A 16,532-nucleotide genomic window follows, 5' to 3' on the forward strand; every position below is an offset into this window, starting at 1 on the left:
GCGATGCGGCAGCATCGACTTCGACTGGCGGCAACGTTTCGATTAGCCTTCGGATCGATGACGGATCCAGTTGGCGTAAAGGCGCTTCCGCGGCGAACGGCGCACGCGCTGGACCTGATGGCCTTCTCGCTGGCCGATGTTCGCGACGGCCTGGGCCCGTATCTGTCGGTGTACCTCCTGCTGACCCATCATTGGGATCAGGCGTCGATCGGGTTCGTCATGGCCGTCGGCGGCATCGCCGGGGTAGTGGCACAGACACCCGTCGGGGCCCTGGTCGACAGGACGACTGCGAAGCGTGCGCTGGTGATCGCCGGCGCGGTTGGGGTTGCCGCGGCGGCGTTGGCGATGCCGCTGTTGCCCGGCTTCTACACGATCTCGTTCCTGCAAGCCGTTACCGGGATTGCGGGCTCGATATTCAATCCGGCGTTGGCCGCGATCACGCTGGGGATCGTCGGGCCGCGGCTGTTCTCCAGGCGAATCGGTCGCAACGAATCGTTCAGGCACGCCGGCACTGCGTCGGCCGCCGCCGCCGCGGGCGGCCTCGCCTACTTCTTCGGCCCGGTGGTGGTGTTCTGGTTGTTGGCGATCATGGCGGCGGTCAGCGTCGTCGCGACGCTGCGGGTCCCGCGCGACGCCATCGACGACGACATGGCGCGCGGCATGGACAGGACGGTGGGCGAACGACACAGCCAACCGTCCGGATTCGCGGTGCTGCTGCACAACCGCCCATTGCTGATCTTCGCGGTGGTGGTCTTCGCCTTCCACTTCGCAAACGCGGCGCTGCTGCCGCTGGTGGGTCAGCAGTTGGCGCTGCACAACAAGGAGGTCGGCACGGCGCTGATGTCGGCGTGCATCGTGGCGGCACAGGTCGTCATGGTGCCCGTGGCATACATCGTCGGCGTCAAGGCGGACAGCTGGGGCCGAAAGCCGATCTTCCTGGTGGCATTCGCCGTGTTGACCATCCGCGCGTTTCTCTACCCGCTGTGGGACAACTCGTACTGGCTCGTCGGTGTGCAGTTGCTCGACGGCGTGGGAGCCGGCATATTCGGCGCCCTGTTCCCGCTCGTCGTGCAGGATCTCACGCACGGAACGGGTCGGTTCAACGTCAGCCTGGGCGCGATCACGACGGCGTGGGGCGTGGGCGCATCGTTGTCGAATTTCGGTGCAGGCGGGGTCGTGCTGGCGGCGGGTTACGGCGCTGCGTTCATGTCACTCGGCGCCATCGCCGCAATCGGCTTCGTGCTCTACCTGGTCGCGATGCCGGAAACAGCCCCGACCGCAGGGGCGGAATCCCGCGCACACGAGTAGCTCATTCATTCCCAAGGGTTTTCGCGCCGCCACACCGTCGGCATGTGCAATGTGACACCGTCCTGCGTGGCGAGCCCGTCCAGCACGCGGATCGACACGTCCAAGTCGTCACCCGCATACGGCAACGCCCGCAAGGGCTTTGACAACGGGCTGAAGAAGTCGTCCCAATGGATCAGGATCACCCGGCGTGCCCCCACCGCGCGCACCGTCTCGGCCCAGTAGTCGAGCAGGTAGGACCGTGGCCGAAGACCCAGCTGTCCGACGGAGAGGTAGACCACTTCTGCCCGCCGGCCGGCCAGCGCGCCCGTCACGAACCCTGCGCTGCCCTGGATCAGCACGCGCCGGTCCGACGGCCGATGGTGCACCAGCGTCGACCACGCCTCACCGCAGCGGTAGGCCGACGCCCGCACCGGCGGTGTCACCGGCGCGTCGATCGTCCCGGGGAAGCGGTCCGGCGGGCAGTGGTGGGATTCCACCAGCGTTACCTCGAACGCGCCCAACGGAATTGGTTCGCCGGAGGTCGCGACGACAATGCGGTCCTCGGCCAGTCCGTAACCGCGCCCGACGTTGGCGGCCGACTCGCCACCCACCAGTCGCGCGCCCGTGCGGTCGGCGACCAGCGCGGAATCCAGCACGTGGTCGATGTGGGTGTGCACCGGGATCACGGCCTCCAGCCGGGACACCTTGGCGCGGGTCAGGCAGCCGTCCACGCGGGCCGGTGACGGCGATACCTTGCCGGCGGCCACCCGCGCCAGGCTCGGGCGCGAGAAGTAGCCGTCGGTCATCAGCGCGGACGACCCGTCGTCGAGCAGCAGCGTCGCCACACCCATCCAGGTCGCCGAAAGCGGCGCGTCGGGCCCGGCGGCCGGCACGTCGAACCGGTCCGCGTAGTGCGCGAGGTCGGGCCGGCCGAGCTTGGCCCGCATCAGGAAAACGCCCGCAGCTCGATGCCGGCGGCCGTCAGCCGATCGCGCACCGCCGTCGCGATCCGCACTGCGCCCGGCGAATCACCATGCACGCAAACCGATTCCACTCCGACGGCGATTTGCGTTCCGTCGGTCGCGGTGACCCGACCCGACGTCACCATGGTCAGCACGCGCTCGGCGATCGCCGCCGGATCGTGCAGCACCGCGCCGGGTTCGCGCCGGGAGACCAGTTGACCGTCGGGCCGGTAGGCGCGGTCGGCGAACGCCTCGGCCACCGTGCGCAAGCCGACCCGATCGGCCTCCGCGAAGAGCGCCGAGCCCGTCATCCCCAGCACCGGCAGCGCGGGGTCCACCAGGTGCACCGCCGCCGTGACCGCCGCCGCCTGCTCCCGGTTGGTCACGATCGTGTTGTACAGCGCGCCATGGGGTTTGACGTAGGACACCGCCGAGCCGGACGCCCGCGCGATCGCCTGCAACGCCCCGATCTGATACACCACGTCGGCGACCAGGTCGTCGGGGGCGACGTCGATGAAGCGTCTGCCGAACCCGGCCAGGTCGCGATAGCTCACCTGGGCGCCGATGCGCACGCCGCGCTCGGCGGCTGCCCGGCAGACCCGCAACAGGCCGGCGGGGTCTCCAGCATGGAATCCGCACGCCACGTTGGCGCTGCTGACGATCCCGAGCATGGCGTCGTCATCGCCCAGGCGCCACACGCCAAAGCCCTCGCCCAGGTCGGCGTTGAGGTCGATAGCGGCCACCCGCCTAGCTTATGGGGGGCATTAAGCGGTGGCCCCGCGGCGTCGCCCGAGGAACCAACAAAACAGGTAGATGACAAAGGAAATCGTCGCGACGAATACCGATACCGGAACGCCGGGCGCCAGCGACAGCACGATGCCCCCCACCGCGGCGAACTCGGCGAAGGCCACCGAGGCCACGATCGCGGCCGCCGGCGAGGCGATCACCCGGGCCGCCGCGGCCGCCGGCGTGATCAGCAACGACATCACCAGCAGCGCCCCGACGATCTGCACCGCCTGGGCGGCGACCACCCCGACCAGCGCGGCGAACACGATGCCCAGCACGCGGACCGGCACGCCGCGCGCGGCCGCGACCTCGGGGTCGACGGTGGCGAACAACAGCGGGCGATAGCACGTGCCCAGCACGGCGACCACGAGCAGGCAAACCAGCGCCAGCATGGTCAGGCCGGTATAGCCGACGCCGACGATCTGGCCGGTCAGCAGCGCGAAGGCGGTCCCGGTCCGGCTGGGGTAGAGGTGAATGAACAGCACCGCCAGGCCCATCCCGAACGCCAGGACGACGCCGATCACCGAGTCGCGCTCCCGGGCCCGCTGGCCCAGGATGCCGAACAGCGCCGCCGCCAGGGCGCTGCCGATCAACGCCCCCGCCCCCACCTCGAAGCCGACCAGCAGCGCGAAAGCCGCTCCCGTCAACGACAATTCGCTGGACCCGTGCACGGCGAACGACATCTGGCGCATCACGATGAACGGCCCGATCAGCCCGGCCACCAGCCCCAGCAGCGCGCCCGCCGCCAGCGCCTGCTGGACGAAGTCGTGGCGGAGCAGGTCGGCGGTGAGGTCAAAGGAGTACAAATGGTGCAGCACGTCGGCGAGCCGGCGGTTCATCCCCCGCACCCGTCGTCCGGCTCGCCGACGACCACGTAGCCGTCCCGCACCTTCACCACCTGAATGTCGGCGCGGTACAGCGCCGAGAGCGTCTGGCTGGTCATCACCTGCTCGACGGTGCCGATCTCGAACCGGCCGTCGACGAGATACAGCACCCGGTCCACGTACGGCAGGATCGTGTTGATCTCGTGGGTGACGACGATGACCGTGGTTCCGGCGTCGCGGCGCCGCTGGTCGATCAGGGCCGACACCAGCTTCGCGTTCGCGGGGTCGAGGGTCAGCAGCGGCTCGTCGCAAAGCAGGAGCATCGGGTCACTGACCAGCGCCTGGGCGATGCGCACCCGCTGCAGCTCGCCGCCGGACATGACGCCGACCCGGACGTCGGCCAGGTGTTCGCCGTTGACCTGGCGCAGCGCCTCGGACACGGCCGCGCGGCGGCGGGCCCGTCCGGCGGATCGCAACGGCGCGGCGCCCCAACGTCGTCCGTCGATGCCCAGCCGAACCAGGTCGCGGCCGCGCAGCATCACCTCGCGGTCGATCGGGCGGTGTTGCGGGACATAGCCGATGCTGCCGCTGCCGGAGGTGATCGGCCTGCCGTCGACCAACGCGACGCCGCCGCTGAGGCGCAACTGGCCGAGCAGGACCCTGAGCAACGACGTCTTGCCGCTGCCGTTGGGGCCCAGCACGGCGATGAACTCGCCGGGCTGCACCGACAGGTCGAGGTGGTCCCACAGGACCCGGTCGCCGAACGCCAGCTGCGCGCCGGAAAGCGAGACGGTGTGGGCATGGCCGTGGACGGCGGGCACCGCTTCGACAGTCACGGCCGCGCTTATCGGCTCGACCGCAGCGCGGCCAGCAGTTGGTTGACGGTGTTGCGCTGCCAGGTCAGGTAGTCGGTGCCGTCGGGCAGCGTCTCGCTCACCTCGGTGACCGGAACCCCGGCGCGCCGCGCGGCGTCCTGCAGGCCGTTCACCGCGGAGCTGGACGTCTGCGGGTTGATCAGCAGCGCGGACACCTGCCGGTGTTTGATCATGTCGAGCACCTTCGCCATGTCGGCCGGCGACGGGTCGGTCTCGTTCTCGCTGGCCGCGGCGAACGCGGCCGGGGTGCGATTCACCAGGCCCGACGCGGCCAGCAGGTAGTCCACGTCTGGCTCGGTCGCGATCACTCCGGCGTCGGGATACGCGCCGGCGATGGCCCGCTCGGAGCTCGCGATCGCGTCGGCGGCCCGGCTGAACGCGGCGGCGTTGGCCCGGTAGTCGGCGGCGTTGGCCGGGTCGATGACCGCCATCCGGTCGGCGATCGACGAGGCCACCGACTTGGCGACGCCCAGGTCGTAGAAGACGTGTTCGTTCGGCGGGTCCCCGCTGCCGGCCGGGACGAACGAGTAAGCGTCGACGGATTTGATGCCCGGATGCCTGGTGAGGACCTGGTCCACCCAGGGGTCGTAACCGCCGCCGTTGTAGACGACCAGGGCGGCGTCGGTGATCGCGGCGGCGTCCGAGGGGCTGGCCGCGTACGAGTGCGGATCCGTATCGGAGCCGGTCAGGATGGACTTGACGGCGACGTGGCGGCCGGTGACGGCGCTGGCCACGCTGCCCCACACGTCGGTGGACGCCACCACGGTGGCCGCCTGGGGGCGCGAACCCGCGCAGCCGGTGAGCGCGGTCAAGCCGGCCACGGCAATCAGGACGGCCGAAAGCCAACGCCCGAAATTGACTGCCATTTACGTCCTCTCGCGCCGCGGCCGACCCATAATACTAATGAAAATCGTTTCCATTAGAAAGTGCCCAGCGGAGCCTCGGGTGCCTCGCCGACGACCCGCTGTAGCGTCACCGAACGTGAGGAGTCCCACCCCGCGGCGGCGTGCGACTCTGGCGTCGTTGGCGGACGAACTGAAGGTTTCGCGCACCACGATCTCGAACGCCTTCAACCGGCCGGATCAGCTTTCCGCCGACCTACGCGAACGGGTGCTCGCGACCGCGAAGCGGCTGGGATATCCGGGACCCGACCCGGTGGCGCGATCGCTGCGGACCCGGAAGGCCGGCGCGGTGGGTTTGGTGATGGCCGAACCGCTGACCTATTTCTTCTCCGACCCGGCCGCACGGGATTTCGTCGCCGGGGTCGCGCAGTCGTGCGAGGAGCTCGGGCAGGGACTGCTCCTGGTCGCGGTCGGCGCGAGCCGCAGCCTCGAGGACGGGACGGCCGCGGTGCTCGGGGCCGGGGTCGACGGCTTCGTGGTGTATTCGGCCTGCAACGACGACCCCTACCTGGAGGTGGTGCTGCAAAGGCGCCTGCCCGTCGTGGTGGTCGACCAGCCCAAGGGCCTCGCGGAAGTGTCCCGGGTGGGCATCGACGACCGGGCGGCCATGCGCGAGCTGGCCGACTACGTGCTCGGGCTCGGGCACCGCGAGATCGGTTTGCTCACCATGCGGCTGGGCCGGGACCGGCGGCAGGGCCTGGTGGACGCCGACCGGTTGCGGTCGCCCGCATTCGACGTGCAACGCGAACGGATCGTCGGCGTTTGGGAGGCGATGACGGCCGCCGGCGTCGACCCGGATTCGCTGACCGTCGTGGAAAGCTACGAGCATCTACCCGAATCGGGTGGCGCCGCCGCCAGGGCCGCGCTGGAGGCCAATCCGCGGATCACCGCGCTGATGTGCACCGCGGACATCCTGGCCCTGTCGGCAATGGATTACCTTCGCGCGCATGGCATTTATGTGCCGGGTCAGATGACCGTCACCGGATTCGACGGTGTGCCCGAGGCGATCGGCCGCGGATTGACCACCGTGGCGCAGCCCAGCCTGCAGAAGGGCCATCGGGCGGGCGAACTGCTGCTGAGGCCGCCACGGACGGGCCTGCCTGTCGTCGAACTGCTGGACACCGAGCTGATCCGGGGGCGCACCGCCGGACCGCCGGCTTAGCCGGGGTGGTGTTCGCCGAGCAATAACCGCACGGCCAGGTCCAGCCGTTTGCTGACGTCGGTGGCCGAGGCGCGGCGGGTGAGCCAGGCGAGCAGGTTCGACAGCCACACGTCCGAGATCACCCGGGCGATGTGGTACTGGTCCTCGGTCGGTTCGCCGTCCGACATCGCGCGGGCGAACATGCTGTCGATGAGCTTCTCGACCTGGTCGACCTCGCTGGCCGCCGAGGCGTCGGCGAAGACGTAGGCGCGCGTCATGGCCTCGGTGAGCAGCGGGTTGCGCTGCATCGCGCGGTTGAGCTTGCCGACCATGAAGTTCAGCCGCTGAAATGGGGTGCCGCCGGCGACCGCGGAGCGGTCGGTTTTCGCGTCGATCCGGCCGAACTCGCGGCCCAGCGCCGACACCAGCAGATGCACCTTCGACGGGAAATACCGGTACAGCGTCCCAACCGCCACGTCGGCCCGGTCGGCCACGGCGCGCATCTGGACCGCCTCGTAGCCGCCCTTGGACGCGATGGCCATGGTGGCGTCCAGGATGCGCTTGCGGCGTTCCCGCTGCGCCTCCGAGCCGAGCTCGGACTCGGCCAGTACCGCCACGTTCATGACCTCGCGCGGCTGCGAGTCAGGAACGTCGGGCGAGTCTGGGTTCGCTGACGACATTTGGGGGCGCGCTCCTTAGTCGGGTGGCTCGTTCGCAAACGATACGCATGCTGGGCGTAAATTTCCCACCTCCCCGCAGCAAGGACAACCACGTGTACTGCTGTAATGGCGTTCGACTTGACGCTCGATCGCTGGCACTATTAGAACACGTTCTAGTGGGCTTTCAAGTAGACGAGTGCCCCCTCAACTCGAACCAAGCGCGCGGAGGACCAAAGGGTGGTAGCGACCGTCACCGACGAGCAGTTCGCCGCGCGCGCGCTGGTGCGCGACTGGGCGCGCAATACGACGTCGGGACCCGGTGGCACGGCGGCGACCCGCGATATCGAGCAGGGCAACCCCGACGCGTGGCGACCGGTCTACGCCGGCCTGACCGACCTGGGGCTTTTCGGTGTCGCGATTCCGGAGGAGCGCGGCGGGGCCGGCGGCAGCATCGAGGACCTGTGCGCGATGGTCGAGGAAGCGGCCAAGGCGCTGGTTGCCGGGCCGGTGGCGACCACGGCCCTGGCCACCCTGGTTGTCGAGGACACCGCATTGTTGGACGCGCTTGCCGCGGGGGAACGCTTCGCCGCGCTCGCGCTGGACGGCGACGTGCGGTTCGACGGCGCGACGTCGCGGGCGACGGGCACCCTGCCGTGGGCGCTGGGCGCCGCGGAAGGCGCCGTCGTGATCCTGCCCGCCGACGGGGCGTGGCTGCTCGTCGACACCGGCGGCGAGGGCGTGCAGCTGGAACCGCTGCCGGCCACAGACTTCTCCCGGCCGCTGGCCCGGGTGGTGCTGACGTCGGCGCCGGCCACCGTCATCGCCGATTCGCGGCGGCGGGTCGAGGAACTGGCCGCGACCGTCCTGGCGGCCGAGGCCGCCGGCGTCACCCGATGGTCGCTGGAGACCGCGGTCGCCTACGCCAAGGTGCGCGAGCAGTTCGGCAAGCCGATCGGCAGCTTCCAGGCCGTCAAACACATTTGCGCGGAGATGCTGTGCCGCGCCGAGCAGGCCGAGGTGGCGGCGGCCGACGCCGCCCGGGCCGCGGCCGAGCCCGATGACGCCCAGTTCTCGATCGCGGCGGCCTTGGCGGCGAGCACGTGCATCGCCGCGGCAAAGGCCAACGTCAAGGACTGCATTCAGGTGCTCGGTGGCATCGGCTGCACCTGGGAGCACGACGCGCACCTGTATCTGCGCCGCGCGCATGCCATCGGGCGGTTCCTCGGCGGGACCGAGCGCTGGTTGCGGCGCATCACCGAGCTGACCCAGGGCGGGGTGCGGCGCCGGCTGGGTATCGATCTCAGCGACGTCGAGGACCAGCGGGCCGAGATCGCCGCGGCCGTCGCCGAGGTCGCCGCGCTGCCGGAGGAAGAGCGCCAGGTGGCCTTGGCCGAGGCCGGGCTGCAGGCGCCGCACTGGCCGGCGCCGTACGGGCGCGGCGCGTCGCCGGCCGAGCAGCTTTTGATCGACCAGGAGATGGCGGCGGCCGGGGTGGTGCGCCCCGACCTGGTGATCGGCTGGTGGGCGGCGCCGACCATCCTCGAACACGGCACACCCGAGCAGGTCGAACAGTTCGTCCCGGCCACGCTGCGCGGGGAATTCCTTTGGTGCCAACTGTTTTCCGAGCCGGGGGCCGGCTCGGACCTGGCGTCGCTGCGCACCAAGGCGGTGCGGGGCGACGGCGGCTGGTTGCTCACCGGGCAGAAGGTGTGGACGTCGGCCGCGCACAAGGCGCGGTGGGGGGTGTGCCTGGCGCGCACCGATCCCGACGCCCCGAAGCACAAGGGCATCACCTACTTCCTGGTGGACATGAAATCGCTCGGCCTTGAGATCCGGCCGCTGCGCGAGATCACCGGCAACGCGTTGTTCAACGAGGTCTTCCTGGACAACGTATTCGTCCCCGACGAGATGGTGGTCGGCACGGTGAACGACGGCTGGCGGCTGGCCCGCACCACCCTGGCCAACGAGCGGATCGCGATGGCCTCCGGGACCGCGCTGGGCAACCCGATGGAAGAGCTGCTCGGGGTGTTGGCGGAGATCGATCTCGATGTCTCCCAGCAGGATCGGTTGGGGCGGTTGATTGTCACCGCCCAGACCGGCGCCCTGCTGGACCAGCGCATCGCCCAGCTCGCGGTCGGCGGTCAGGACCCGGGCGCGCAGTCCAGCGTCCGCAAGCTCATCGGCGTCCGCTACCGGCAGGCGTTGGCCGAATACGCGATGGACGTCGCGGAGGGCGGCGGCCTCGTCCGCAACCAGGCGGTCTTCGACTTCCTCAACACCCGCTGCCTCACCATCGCCGGCGGCACCGAGCAGATCCTGCTGACCGTCGCCGCGGAGCGGCTGCTCGGCCTGCCTCGTTAGCCCGTCGATTTCGCCGAGCCTGTAATTTTGCAGGCCCTTACTCGCACTTTGTCTACCGATTTACAGGCTCGCCGACTACGAGAACGTCGTCTGCGCGCAGGTGCTGGGCGAGGTGATGTTGACCCCGCCGTAGACCACCTGGATGTGGGTGCACACGATGACGCTGATGTCGGTCTTGGACTGGCCGGTCTGCCAATCGGCGGAGTCGATGCGGCCGGTCGTCTGGTATTTGTCCGGCGGTCCGTCACCGAAGTAGACGGTGGTGATCTCGTCGGACCCCATCGCTTTGTGGACCCTCTCGAACTGGCCGTTGGCGTGGGTGTCCAGGTAGGCCATCCGGTTCGGCGACCGAACCTCGGTGGTCTGGCGGGCCCAAAGCCCGGGCGGGAAACCGGTCACGCCGTCGGGCGTGCGCGTGTCGGCCCCGACGATGAAGTCGCAGTGGCCGTCGGCCTTGAAGCAGTTGAGGAAGGCGTGCGTCTCCAGCTGGTTGGGCCCGTCCAGCGGAAACAGGGTGGTGGCCTCGTTGCTCGCGGCCGAGGCGACCGGACTCGGCAGAAACGTCAGGATGGCCCCGACGACCGCAAATCCCGGTATCAGCCGGTTCATCGGCGCCCCCTTCCGGTTCGCTGTGCGACTACTCGTCGTAGGTGACTTCTACCGAATCAGATTCGGGGCGAGATTGACAGGCCAAAATCAGGCCTTCGTCGAGGTCCTGCTGCTCCAGGACGTCGTTGACCTCCATGTTGACCTTGCCGCCGCGCAGGGTGCAGGCGCACGCGCCGCAGTGTCCTTCGCGGCAGGAGAAGGGGGCATCCAAGCCCTTGGCGAGCAACACATCGAGCAGCTTGGCGTTGCGCGGCCAGGACACGGTGTGTGTCTCGCCGTCCAGCTCCACCACCGCGGTGGCGGGCGGCTGGTCTCCCTCGGCGGTGTCCTCGATCTTGACCGCCGCGAACGGGTCGGACTCCAGCGACTTGAACACCTCGATATGCACCTGCGCCGCAGGCACTTTCAACCCCTCCAGCGCGGCGCGCGCCGCGTCCATGAAAGGCCCTGGCCCGCAGATGAATACGGGCCGGTCGGTGTAGGGGGCGGCCAGCTTCGCGAGCGACGTCGCGCCGGGCAACCCCTGCAACGATTCCAGCCAGTGCAGCACCGTGAGCCGGTCGGGGTACTTGGCCGACAGCTCGCGCAGCGCCTCGGCGAAGATCACCGAGCGGTCGTCGCGGTTGGCGTAGAGCAGCGTCACCTGGCCGCTGCCCTCGGCGAGCGCCGACTTGCAGATCGACATGATCGGGGTGATCCCACTGCCGGCGGCCATCAGCAGGAAGTCGTCGTCGAGGGTCTTGGGCACGAAGTTGCCCGACGGGGCCAGCACGTGGATGCGCATGCCCGCCTGCGCGTGCTCGCACAGCCAGTTGGAGGCGTACCCGTCCGCGGTGCGCTTGATGGTGACCGTCAGCGCGTCATCGGTGAACGGCGAGCTGCACAGCGAATAGCAGCGCGCCACCGACCCGGTGCGGTCGCTCGGGACGCGCAGCGTCAGGAACTGGCCCGGCGCGTACCGCAGCCGCTCCGGCGGGATGCCCGGATCGCCCGGCGCGTCCGGCACGGCGAAGACCAGGGACCGCGCCTCGTCGGTCTCGGCGACCACCTCGGCGATCTGCAGCTCCAGGACGTGGTCACCCAGCGGCTCGTCTGGAATCGCTTCCGTCAAGACCCGTCCCTTCCTTTCCGCACAACTAGAACATGTTACAGAAAACCCGATATATACCGCTACCAGCCGCAGGAATACCCTGCTCGACACCAATCGGAACGTGTTCTAGTCTTCTGGGTAAGTCCGCACTCCCGGGAGGCAACGTAAGTGACGTCCATTCAACAGCGTGACGCGCAGTCGGTGTTAACTGCCATCGATGATCTGCTGCCGCAGATTCGGGAGCGCGCCCAGGCGACGGAGGACCTGCGCCGGCTGCCCGACGAGACGGTGCAGGACCTCGAGGACATCGGTTTCTTCACCCTGTTGCAGCCGCAGCAGTGGGGCGGGCTGCAGTGCGACCCCACGCTCTTCTACGAGGCCGTCCGCCGGCTGGCGAGCGCGTGCGGATCGACCGGCTGGGTGAGCTCAATCATCGGCGTGCACAACTGGCACCTGGCGCTCTTCGACCAGCAGGCCCAGGAGGACGTCTGGGGCGACGACGCCAAGACGCGGATCTCGTCGTCGTACGCCCCGATGGGCGCCGGGGTCGTCACCGACGGCGGCTACCTGGTCAACGGCGCGTGGAACTGGTCGTCGGGCTGCGACCACGCCACATGGACGTTCGTCGGCGGCCCGGTCATCAAGGACGGCCGTCCGGTGGACTTCGGCAGCTTCCTCATCCCGCGCAGCGAGTACCGCATCGACGACGTGTGGCACGTTGTCGGCCTGAAGGGGACCGGCAGCAACACGTTGGTGGTCAAGGACGTCTTCGTGCCCCGGCACCGCTTCCTGTCCTACAAGGCGATGAACGACGGCACCGCCGGGGGATACCAGACCAACACCGCCCCGGTCTACAAGATGCCTTGGGGCACAATGCATCCCACGACAATCTCGGCACCGATCGTCGGCATGGCCTACGGAGCGTACGACGCGCACGTCGAGCACCAGGGCAAGCGGGTCCGGGCGGCGTTCGCCGGCGAAAAGGCCAAGGACGACCCGTTCGCCAAGGTCCGCATCGCCGAGGCGGCCAGCGACATCGACGCCGCGTGGCGCCAGCTGTCCGGCAACGTCGCCGACGAGTACGCGCTGCTGGCCGCGGGCAAGGAGATCCCGTTCGAGCTGCGGGCCCGCGCGCGCCGCGACCAGGTGCGCGCCACCGGCCGCTCGATTTCCGCGATCGACCGGCTGTTCGAGGCGTCCGGCGCCACCGCGCTGGGCATTGACCAACCGGTGCAACGATTTTGGCGCGACGCGCACGCCGGTCGGGTGCACGCCGCCAACGATCCCGAGCGCGCCTACGTGATCTTCGGGAACAACGAGTTCGGGTTGCCCCCCGGCGACACGATGGTCTGATGACCACGACGACGGGGGAGTTGACGTTCGAGGCCACGTCGCGCTTCGCCGACGTGGACGTGGACGGGCCGCTGAAGCTGCACTACCACGAGGCCGGCGTCGGCAATGATCAGACGGTGGTGCTGCTGCACGGTGGCGGGCCGGGCGCGTCGAGCTGGACGAACTTCTCGCGCAACATCGCGGTGCTGGCCGAGCGTTTCCACGTGCTGGCGGTGGACCAGCCCGGCTACGGGCATTCCGACAAGCGCGCCGAGCACGGCCAGTTCAACCGCTACGCCGCCCGGGCGCTCAAGGGGCTCTTCGACCAGCTGGAGTTGGGACGCGTTCCGCTGGTGGGCAATTCGCTGGGCGGGGGCACCGCGGTGCGGTTCGCCCTGGACTACCCCGACCGGGCCGGGCGCCTGGCGTTGATGGGCCCCGGCGGGCTATCCGTGAACCTGTTCGCACCGGACCCCACCGAGGGCGTCAAGCGGTTGGGCAAGTTCTCCGCCGAGCCCACCCGGGAGAACCTGGAGGCCTTCCTGCGGGTGATGGTCTACGACCAGAAACTGATCACCCCGGAGCTGATCGATCAGCGTTTCGCGCTGGCCAGCACGCCGGAATCGCTGACGGCGACGCGCGCGATGGGAATGTCGTTCGCCGGGGCCGATTTTGAGCTCGGCATGATGTGGCGCGAGGTGTACCAGCTGCGCCAGCCGGTGCTGCTGATCTGGGGCCGCGAGGACCGGGTCAACCCGCTGGACGGCGCGCTGGTGGCGCTGAAGACCATTCCGCGTGCGCAGTTGCACGTTTTCGGGCAATGTGGGCACTGGGCGCAGGTGGAAAAGTTCGACGAATTCAACAAGCTGACCATTGATTTCCTGGGAGGCGCGCGATGAGTATCCGGTCGCTGGGCTACCTGCGCATCGAGGCCACCGACATGGCGGCCTGGCGCGAGTACGGCCTGAAGGTGCTCGGCATGGTCGAGGGCAAGGGCAGCACCGAGGGCGCGCTCTACCTGCGCATGGACGACTTCCCGGCCCGGCTGGTCATCGTGCCCGGTGAGCACGACCGGCTGAGCGAGGCCGGCTGGGAATGTGCCAACGCCGAAGGGCTGCAAGAGATCCGGAATCGGCTCGACGTGGAGGGCACCCCATACAAGGAGGCCACCGCGGCCGAACTGGCGGACCGCCGGGTGGACGAGATGATCCGCTTCTCCGACCCGTCGGGCAACTGCCTCGAGGTGTTTCACGGCGCCGCCCTGGAGCACCGCCGCGTCGTCAGCCCGTACGGGCATAAATTTGTCACCGGCGAGCAGGGTCTGGGGCACGTCGTCCTGACCACCCGCGACGACGACGAGACGCTGCACTTCTACCGGGATGTGCTGGGTTTCAAGCTGCGCGACTCGATGCGCCTGCCACCGCAGCTGGTAGGCCGGCCCGCCGACGGGGCGCCGGTCTGGCTGCGGTTCCTGGGCTGCAACCCGCGTCACCACAGCCTCGCCTTCATGCCCGGGCAGACGCCCAGCGGCATCGTGCACCTGATGGTCGAGGTCGAAAACGCCGACGACGTGGGCCTATGCCTGGACCGGGCGCTGCGCCGCAAGGTGCCGATGTCGGCCACGCTCGGCCGCCACGTCAACGACCTGATGTTGTCGTTCTACATGAAGACGCCCAGCGGGTTCGACGTCGAATTCGGTTGCGAGGGGCGGCAAGTGGCCGATGACGACTGGATCGCCCGGGAAAGCACCGCGGTGAGCCTGTGGGGTCACGACTTCACGGTTGGCTTCCGCAGCTAACCTAAGACGATGTCCGGCGCACAGATCGATCCGCGGGCCTTCCGGCAGGTGCTGGGTCAGTTCTGCACCGGGATCACCATCATCACCACCGTGCACGACGACGTGCCGATCGGCTTCGCCTGCCAATCCTTCGCGGCGTTGTCGCTGGAACCGCCGCTGGTGCTGTTCTGCCCGACGAAGGTGTCGCGGTCGTGGAAGGCCATCGAGGCCACCGGCCGGTTCTGCGTCAACGTGCTGACCGAGAAGCAGAAGGACGTGTCGGCCCGGTTCGGCTCGAAGGAGCCCGACAAGTTCGCCGGGATCGACTGGCACCCTTCGGAATTGGGTTCGCCGATCATCGACAGGTCGCTGGCCTACATCGACTGCACCGTGGCGTCCGTCCACGACGGCGGGGACCACTTCGTGGTGTTCGGTGCGGTGCAATCGCTGTCCGAGGCTCCCAAGATCAAGCCGCGGCCGCTGCTTTTCTATCGCGGTGACTACACGGGCATCGAACCGGACAAGACGACGCCCGCCCAGTGGCGCGACGACCTGGAAGCGTTCCTCACCACGACCACCCAGGACACCTGGCTCTAGCGCGACGCGCGCCGATGTTTGGCGGCCCGGGGTCGCCGGGAATGCGTTTCGGTATGCGCTCATCAGCCAGTCGAGCGTTGACCGATTACCTCAACGCTCAAATCGACCAGATAGAAATCGGCGACGCGGAACTGCGCCACGGCGTGGGTGAAGATCCCGTGCACGACACCCGCGTGGCCATCCGGCGGTTGCGCAGCACCCTGCGGGTATTCGGCAAGCTGCTGGACGGGCCGAAGGTCGGCGATGTGGACGGCGAACTGAAGTGGTTCGCCGCGCTACTCGGCGACGTCCGCGATTGCGAGGTCCAGGAGCGCCGCTTCAACAAGGCGCTGGACCGCATGCCCGACGAGCTGATCCTGGGCCCGGTCCGGTCACGGATCCGCAACGATCTGCGGGCGATCGAACTGCCCGCCCGCGCACGGCTGGGCGAGGCCATGGACTCCGACCGCTACCGCGCGCTGCTGGCGGTGCTGCGCGGTTGGCGCGAAGAACCGCCCGTCGCGCAATGGATCTCGGCCACGGCGCTGCGCAAGCGGTCCCGGCGCGCGAGGCGCAAGGCGGATCGGCGGCTGGCCGCGGCGCTCGAATCCGGCGACGACGCGATGCTGCATCGCGCGCGCAAGGCCGCCAAGCGCGCCCGCTACGCCGCCGAGCTGCGCAAGCCCCTTGACAAGCGGGCCAAGCGGACCGTCAAGCACTACAAGCGGATTCAAAGCCTGCTCGGTGACCACCAAGACACCGTCGTCGCCACGGAGACGCTTCGGCACATGGCGTTGGCCGCGGGAACGGCGATAGGGGAGAACGGCTTCAGCTACGGCATGCTGTACGCCCGCGAGCAGCAGCTCGCCCGCCGATGCCGGGAAGACGCGTTGCAGCTCGTGTAGCCGGCGCGCCCCGGTGGCCCGCTGAGGGGGCGGGCCACCGGGTCTGGCCGGCCGGCCCGGTTAGTCCGATGCGCGATGGTGCTGATGAACCGGCTCGACGGATTCGTCATGACCGTCGGCCGGCGATTCACGCGCTTCGTTCTTGGCCTTCGGGTCGATCCTGTCGGCACGCTTCAACTGGTCGTCGAGTTGCTCGCGCGACGTCGCCGCTTCGCTCTGATGGGCGGCCGCGTGTTCCTGCAGCCTGGCGGCTTCGGCGGCCTTGACTTCGGCCTCGGCCTGGGCGGCACGCGCCTTGGCGGCCGTCTCCTCGGCGAGCGCTTCCCGCCGTTCCACCCTGGTCGTCGCGACCTTGGCCTGCTCGCGAATCTCCTCGGCCTGCCGCTGGCGGCGTCGACGCGCCGCCGCGCTGGCCGCCACGATCACCGCGGCAATCACGAGGACCG

General features: G+C 69.1%; 17 protein-coding genes. 8 read left to right on the forward strand and 9 right to left on the reverse strand.

From position 1 onward, the window contains the following. The first annotated feature begins 57 nt into the window (after positions 1-57). Positions 58-1,308, forward strand: coding sequence for an MFS transporter (locus A5655_RS15685; RefSeq protein ID WP_067011400.1), 1,251 nt, complete (start codon positions 58-60; stop codon positions 1,306-1,308). A 5-nt stretch (positions 1,309-1,313) separates the two neighbouring features. On the opposite strand, the gene A5655_RS15690 is transcribed toward A5655_RS15685, so the two are convergent. From A5655_RS15690 to A5655_RS15710, 5 genes are read right to left on the reverse strand one after another with little or no spacing between them, the layout of a single operon-like run. Beyond that, positions 1,314-2,234 (reverse strand): MBL fold metallo-hydrolase, encoded by a 921-nt coding sequence (locus A5655_RS15690; RefSeq protein WP_067011401.1) that lies wholly within the window; start codon positions 2,232-2,234, stop codon positions 1,314-1,316. Next, positions 2,234-2,992, reverse strand: a complete 759-nt coding sequence (locus A5655_RS15695; RefSeq protein WP_067011402.1) for a LamB/YcsF family protein — start codon at positions 2,990-2,992, stop codon at positions 2,234-2,236. The genes A5655_RS15690 and A5655_RS15695 overlap by 1 nt, the downstream gene beginning before the upstream one ends. 21 nt (positions 2,993-3,013) lie before the next feature. Further along, positions 3,014-3,874, reverse strand: coding sequence for a metal ABC transporter permease (locus A5655_RS15700; RefSeq protein WP_067011403.1), 861 nt, complete (start codon positions 3,872-3,874; stop codon positions 3,014-3,016). Then, a complete protein-coding gene (locus A5655_RS15705) occupies positions 3,871-4,695 on the reverse strand; it encodes a metal ABC transporter ATP-binding protein (protein ID WP_067011404.1) in 825 nt (274 codons plus the stop codon). The genes A5655_RS15700 and A5655_RS15705 overlap by 4 nt, the downstream gene beginning before the upstream one ends. Before the next feature lie 8 nt (positions 4,696-4,703). Beyond that, a complete protein-coding gene (locus A5655_RS15710) occupies positions 4,704-5,600 on the reverse strand; it encodes a metal ABC transporter solute-binding protein, Zn/Mn family (RefSeq protein WP_067011405.1) in 897 nt (298 codons plus the stop codon). Positions 5,601-5,715: 115 nt separating this feature from the next. Between A5655_RS15710 and A5655_RS15715 the strand changes: the two genes are divergently transcribed. After that, positions 5,716-6,798 (forward strand): LacI family DNA-binding transcriptional regulator, encoded by a 1,083-nt coding sequence (locus A5655_RS15715; RefSeq protein ID WP_067011406.1) that lies wholly within the window; start codon positions 5,716-5,718, stop codon positions 6,796-6,798. Here A5655_RS15715 and kstR read toward each other — a convergent pair. Further along, positions 6,795-7,394 carry a cholesterol catabolism transcriptional regulator KstR gene (kstR, locus tag A5655_RS15720; RefSeq protein WP_197508711.1) on the reverse strand — a complete coding sequence of 200 codons (600 nt, stop codon included), beginning with the start codon at positions 7,392-7,394 and terminating at the stop codon, positions 6,795-6,797. The genes A5655_RS15715 and kstR overlap by 4 nt on opposite strands. A gap of 279 nt (positions 7,395-7,673) precedes the next feature. Between kstR and A5655_RS15725 the strand changes: the two genes are divergently transcribed. Further along, positions 7,674-9,797 carry an acyl-CoA dehydrogenase gene (locus A5655_RS15725; RefSeq protein WP_067011408.1) on the forward strand — a complete coding sequence of 708 codons (2,124 nt, stop codon included), beginning with the start codon at positions 7,674-7,676 and terminating at the stop codon, positions 9,795-9,797. 75 nt (positions 9,798-9,872) lie between these two features. On the opposite strand, the gene A5655_RS15730 is transcribed toward A5655_RS15725, so the two are convergent. Both A5655_RS15730 and A5655_RS15735 read right to left on the reverse strand, forming a co-directional pair. Next, positions 9,873-10,406, reverse strand: a complete 534-nt coding sequence (locus A5655_RS15730) for a hypothetical protein (RefSeq protein ID WP_067011409.1) — start codon at positions 10,404-10,406, stop codon at positions 9,873-9,875. 28 nt (positions 10,407-10,434) lie between these two features. Beyond that, complete coding sequence (locus A5655_RS15735) at positions 10,435-11,517, reverse strand: ferredoxin--NADP reductase (protein ID WP_067011410.1); 1,083 nt, start codon at positions 11,515-11,517, stop codon at positions 10,435-10,437. 147 nt (positions 11,518-11,664) lie between these two features. Here A5655_RS15735 and hsaA point away from each other — a divergent pair, with 147 nt between their 5' ends. From hsaA to A5655_RS15760, 5 genes are read left to right on the forward strand one after another with little or no spacing between them, the layout of a single operon-like run. Further along, positions 11,665-12,849, forward strand: a complete 1,185-nt coding sequence (gene hsaA, locus A5655_RS15740; RefSeq protein WP_067011411.1) for a 3-hydroxy-9,10-secoandrosta-1,3,5(10)-triene-9,17-dione monooxygenase oxygenase subunit — start codon at positions 11,665-11,667, stop codon at positions 12,847-12,849. Continuing rightward, positions 12,849-13,727, forward strand: a complete 879-nt coding sequence (gene hsaD / locus A5655_RS15745) for a 4,5:9,10-diseco-3-hydroxy-5,9,17-trioxoandrosta-1(10),2-diene-4-oate hydrolase (protein ID WP_067011412.1) — start codon at positions 12,849-12,851, stop codon at positions 13,725-13,727. Before hsaA ends, hsaD begins: the two co-directional genes overlap by 1 nt. Then, positions 13,724-14,626: an iron-dependent extradiol dioxygenase HsaC gene (gene hsaC, locus A5655_RS15750; protein WP_067011413.1), complete on the forward strand. Its 903-nt coding sequence runs from the start codon at positions 13,724-13,726 to the stop codon at positions 14,624-14,626. The genes hsaD and hsaC overlap by 4 nt, the downstream gene beginning before the upstream one ends. Before the next feature lie 9 nt (positions 14,627-14,635). After that, positions 14,636-15,202, forward strand: coding sequence for a 3-hydroxy-9,10-secoandrosta-1,3,5(10)-triene-9,17-dione monooxygenase reductase subunit (gene hsaB, locus A5655_RS15755; RefSeq protein WP_067011414.1), 567 nt, complete (start codon positions 14,636-14,638; stop codon positions 15,200-15,202). 53 nt (positions 15,203-15,255) lie between these two features. After that, a complete protein-coding gene (locus tag A5655_RS15760) occupies positions 15,256-16,086 on the forward strand; it encodes a CHAD domain-containing protein (RefSeq protein ID WP_231999172.1) in 831 nt (276 codons plus the stop codon). A 60-nt stretch (positions 16,087-16,146) separates the two neighbouring features. On the opposite strand, the gene A5655_RS15765 is transcribed toward A5655_RS15760, so the two are convergent. Next, positions 16,147-16,524, reverse strand: coding sequence for a hypothetical protein (locus tag A5655_RS15765; RefSeq protein WP_231999173.1), 378 nt, complete (start codon positions 16,522-16,524; stop codon positions 16,147-16,149). Positions 16,525-16,532: the final 8 nt, after the last annotated feature.

It is taken from the genome of Mycobacterium sp. 1081908.1, from assembly GCF_001673535.1.
In the GTDB taxonomy this organism is placed as follows: Bacteria; Actinomycetota; Actinomycetes; order Mycobacteriales; family Mycobacteriaceae; genus Mycobacterium.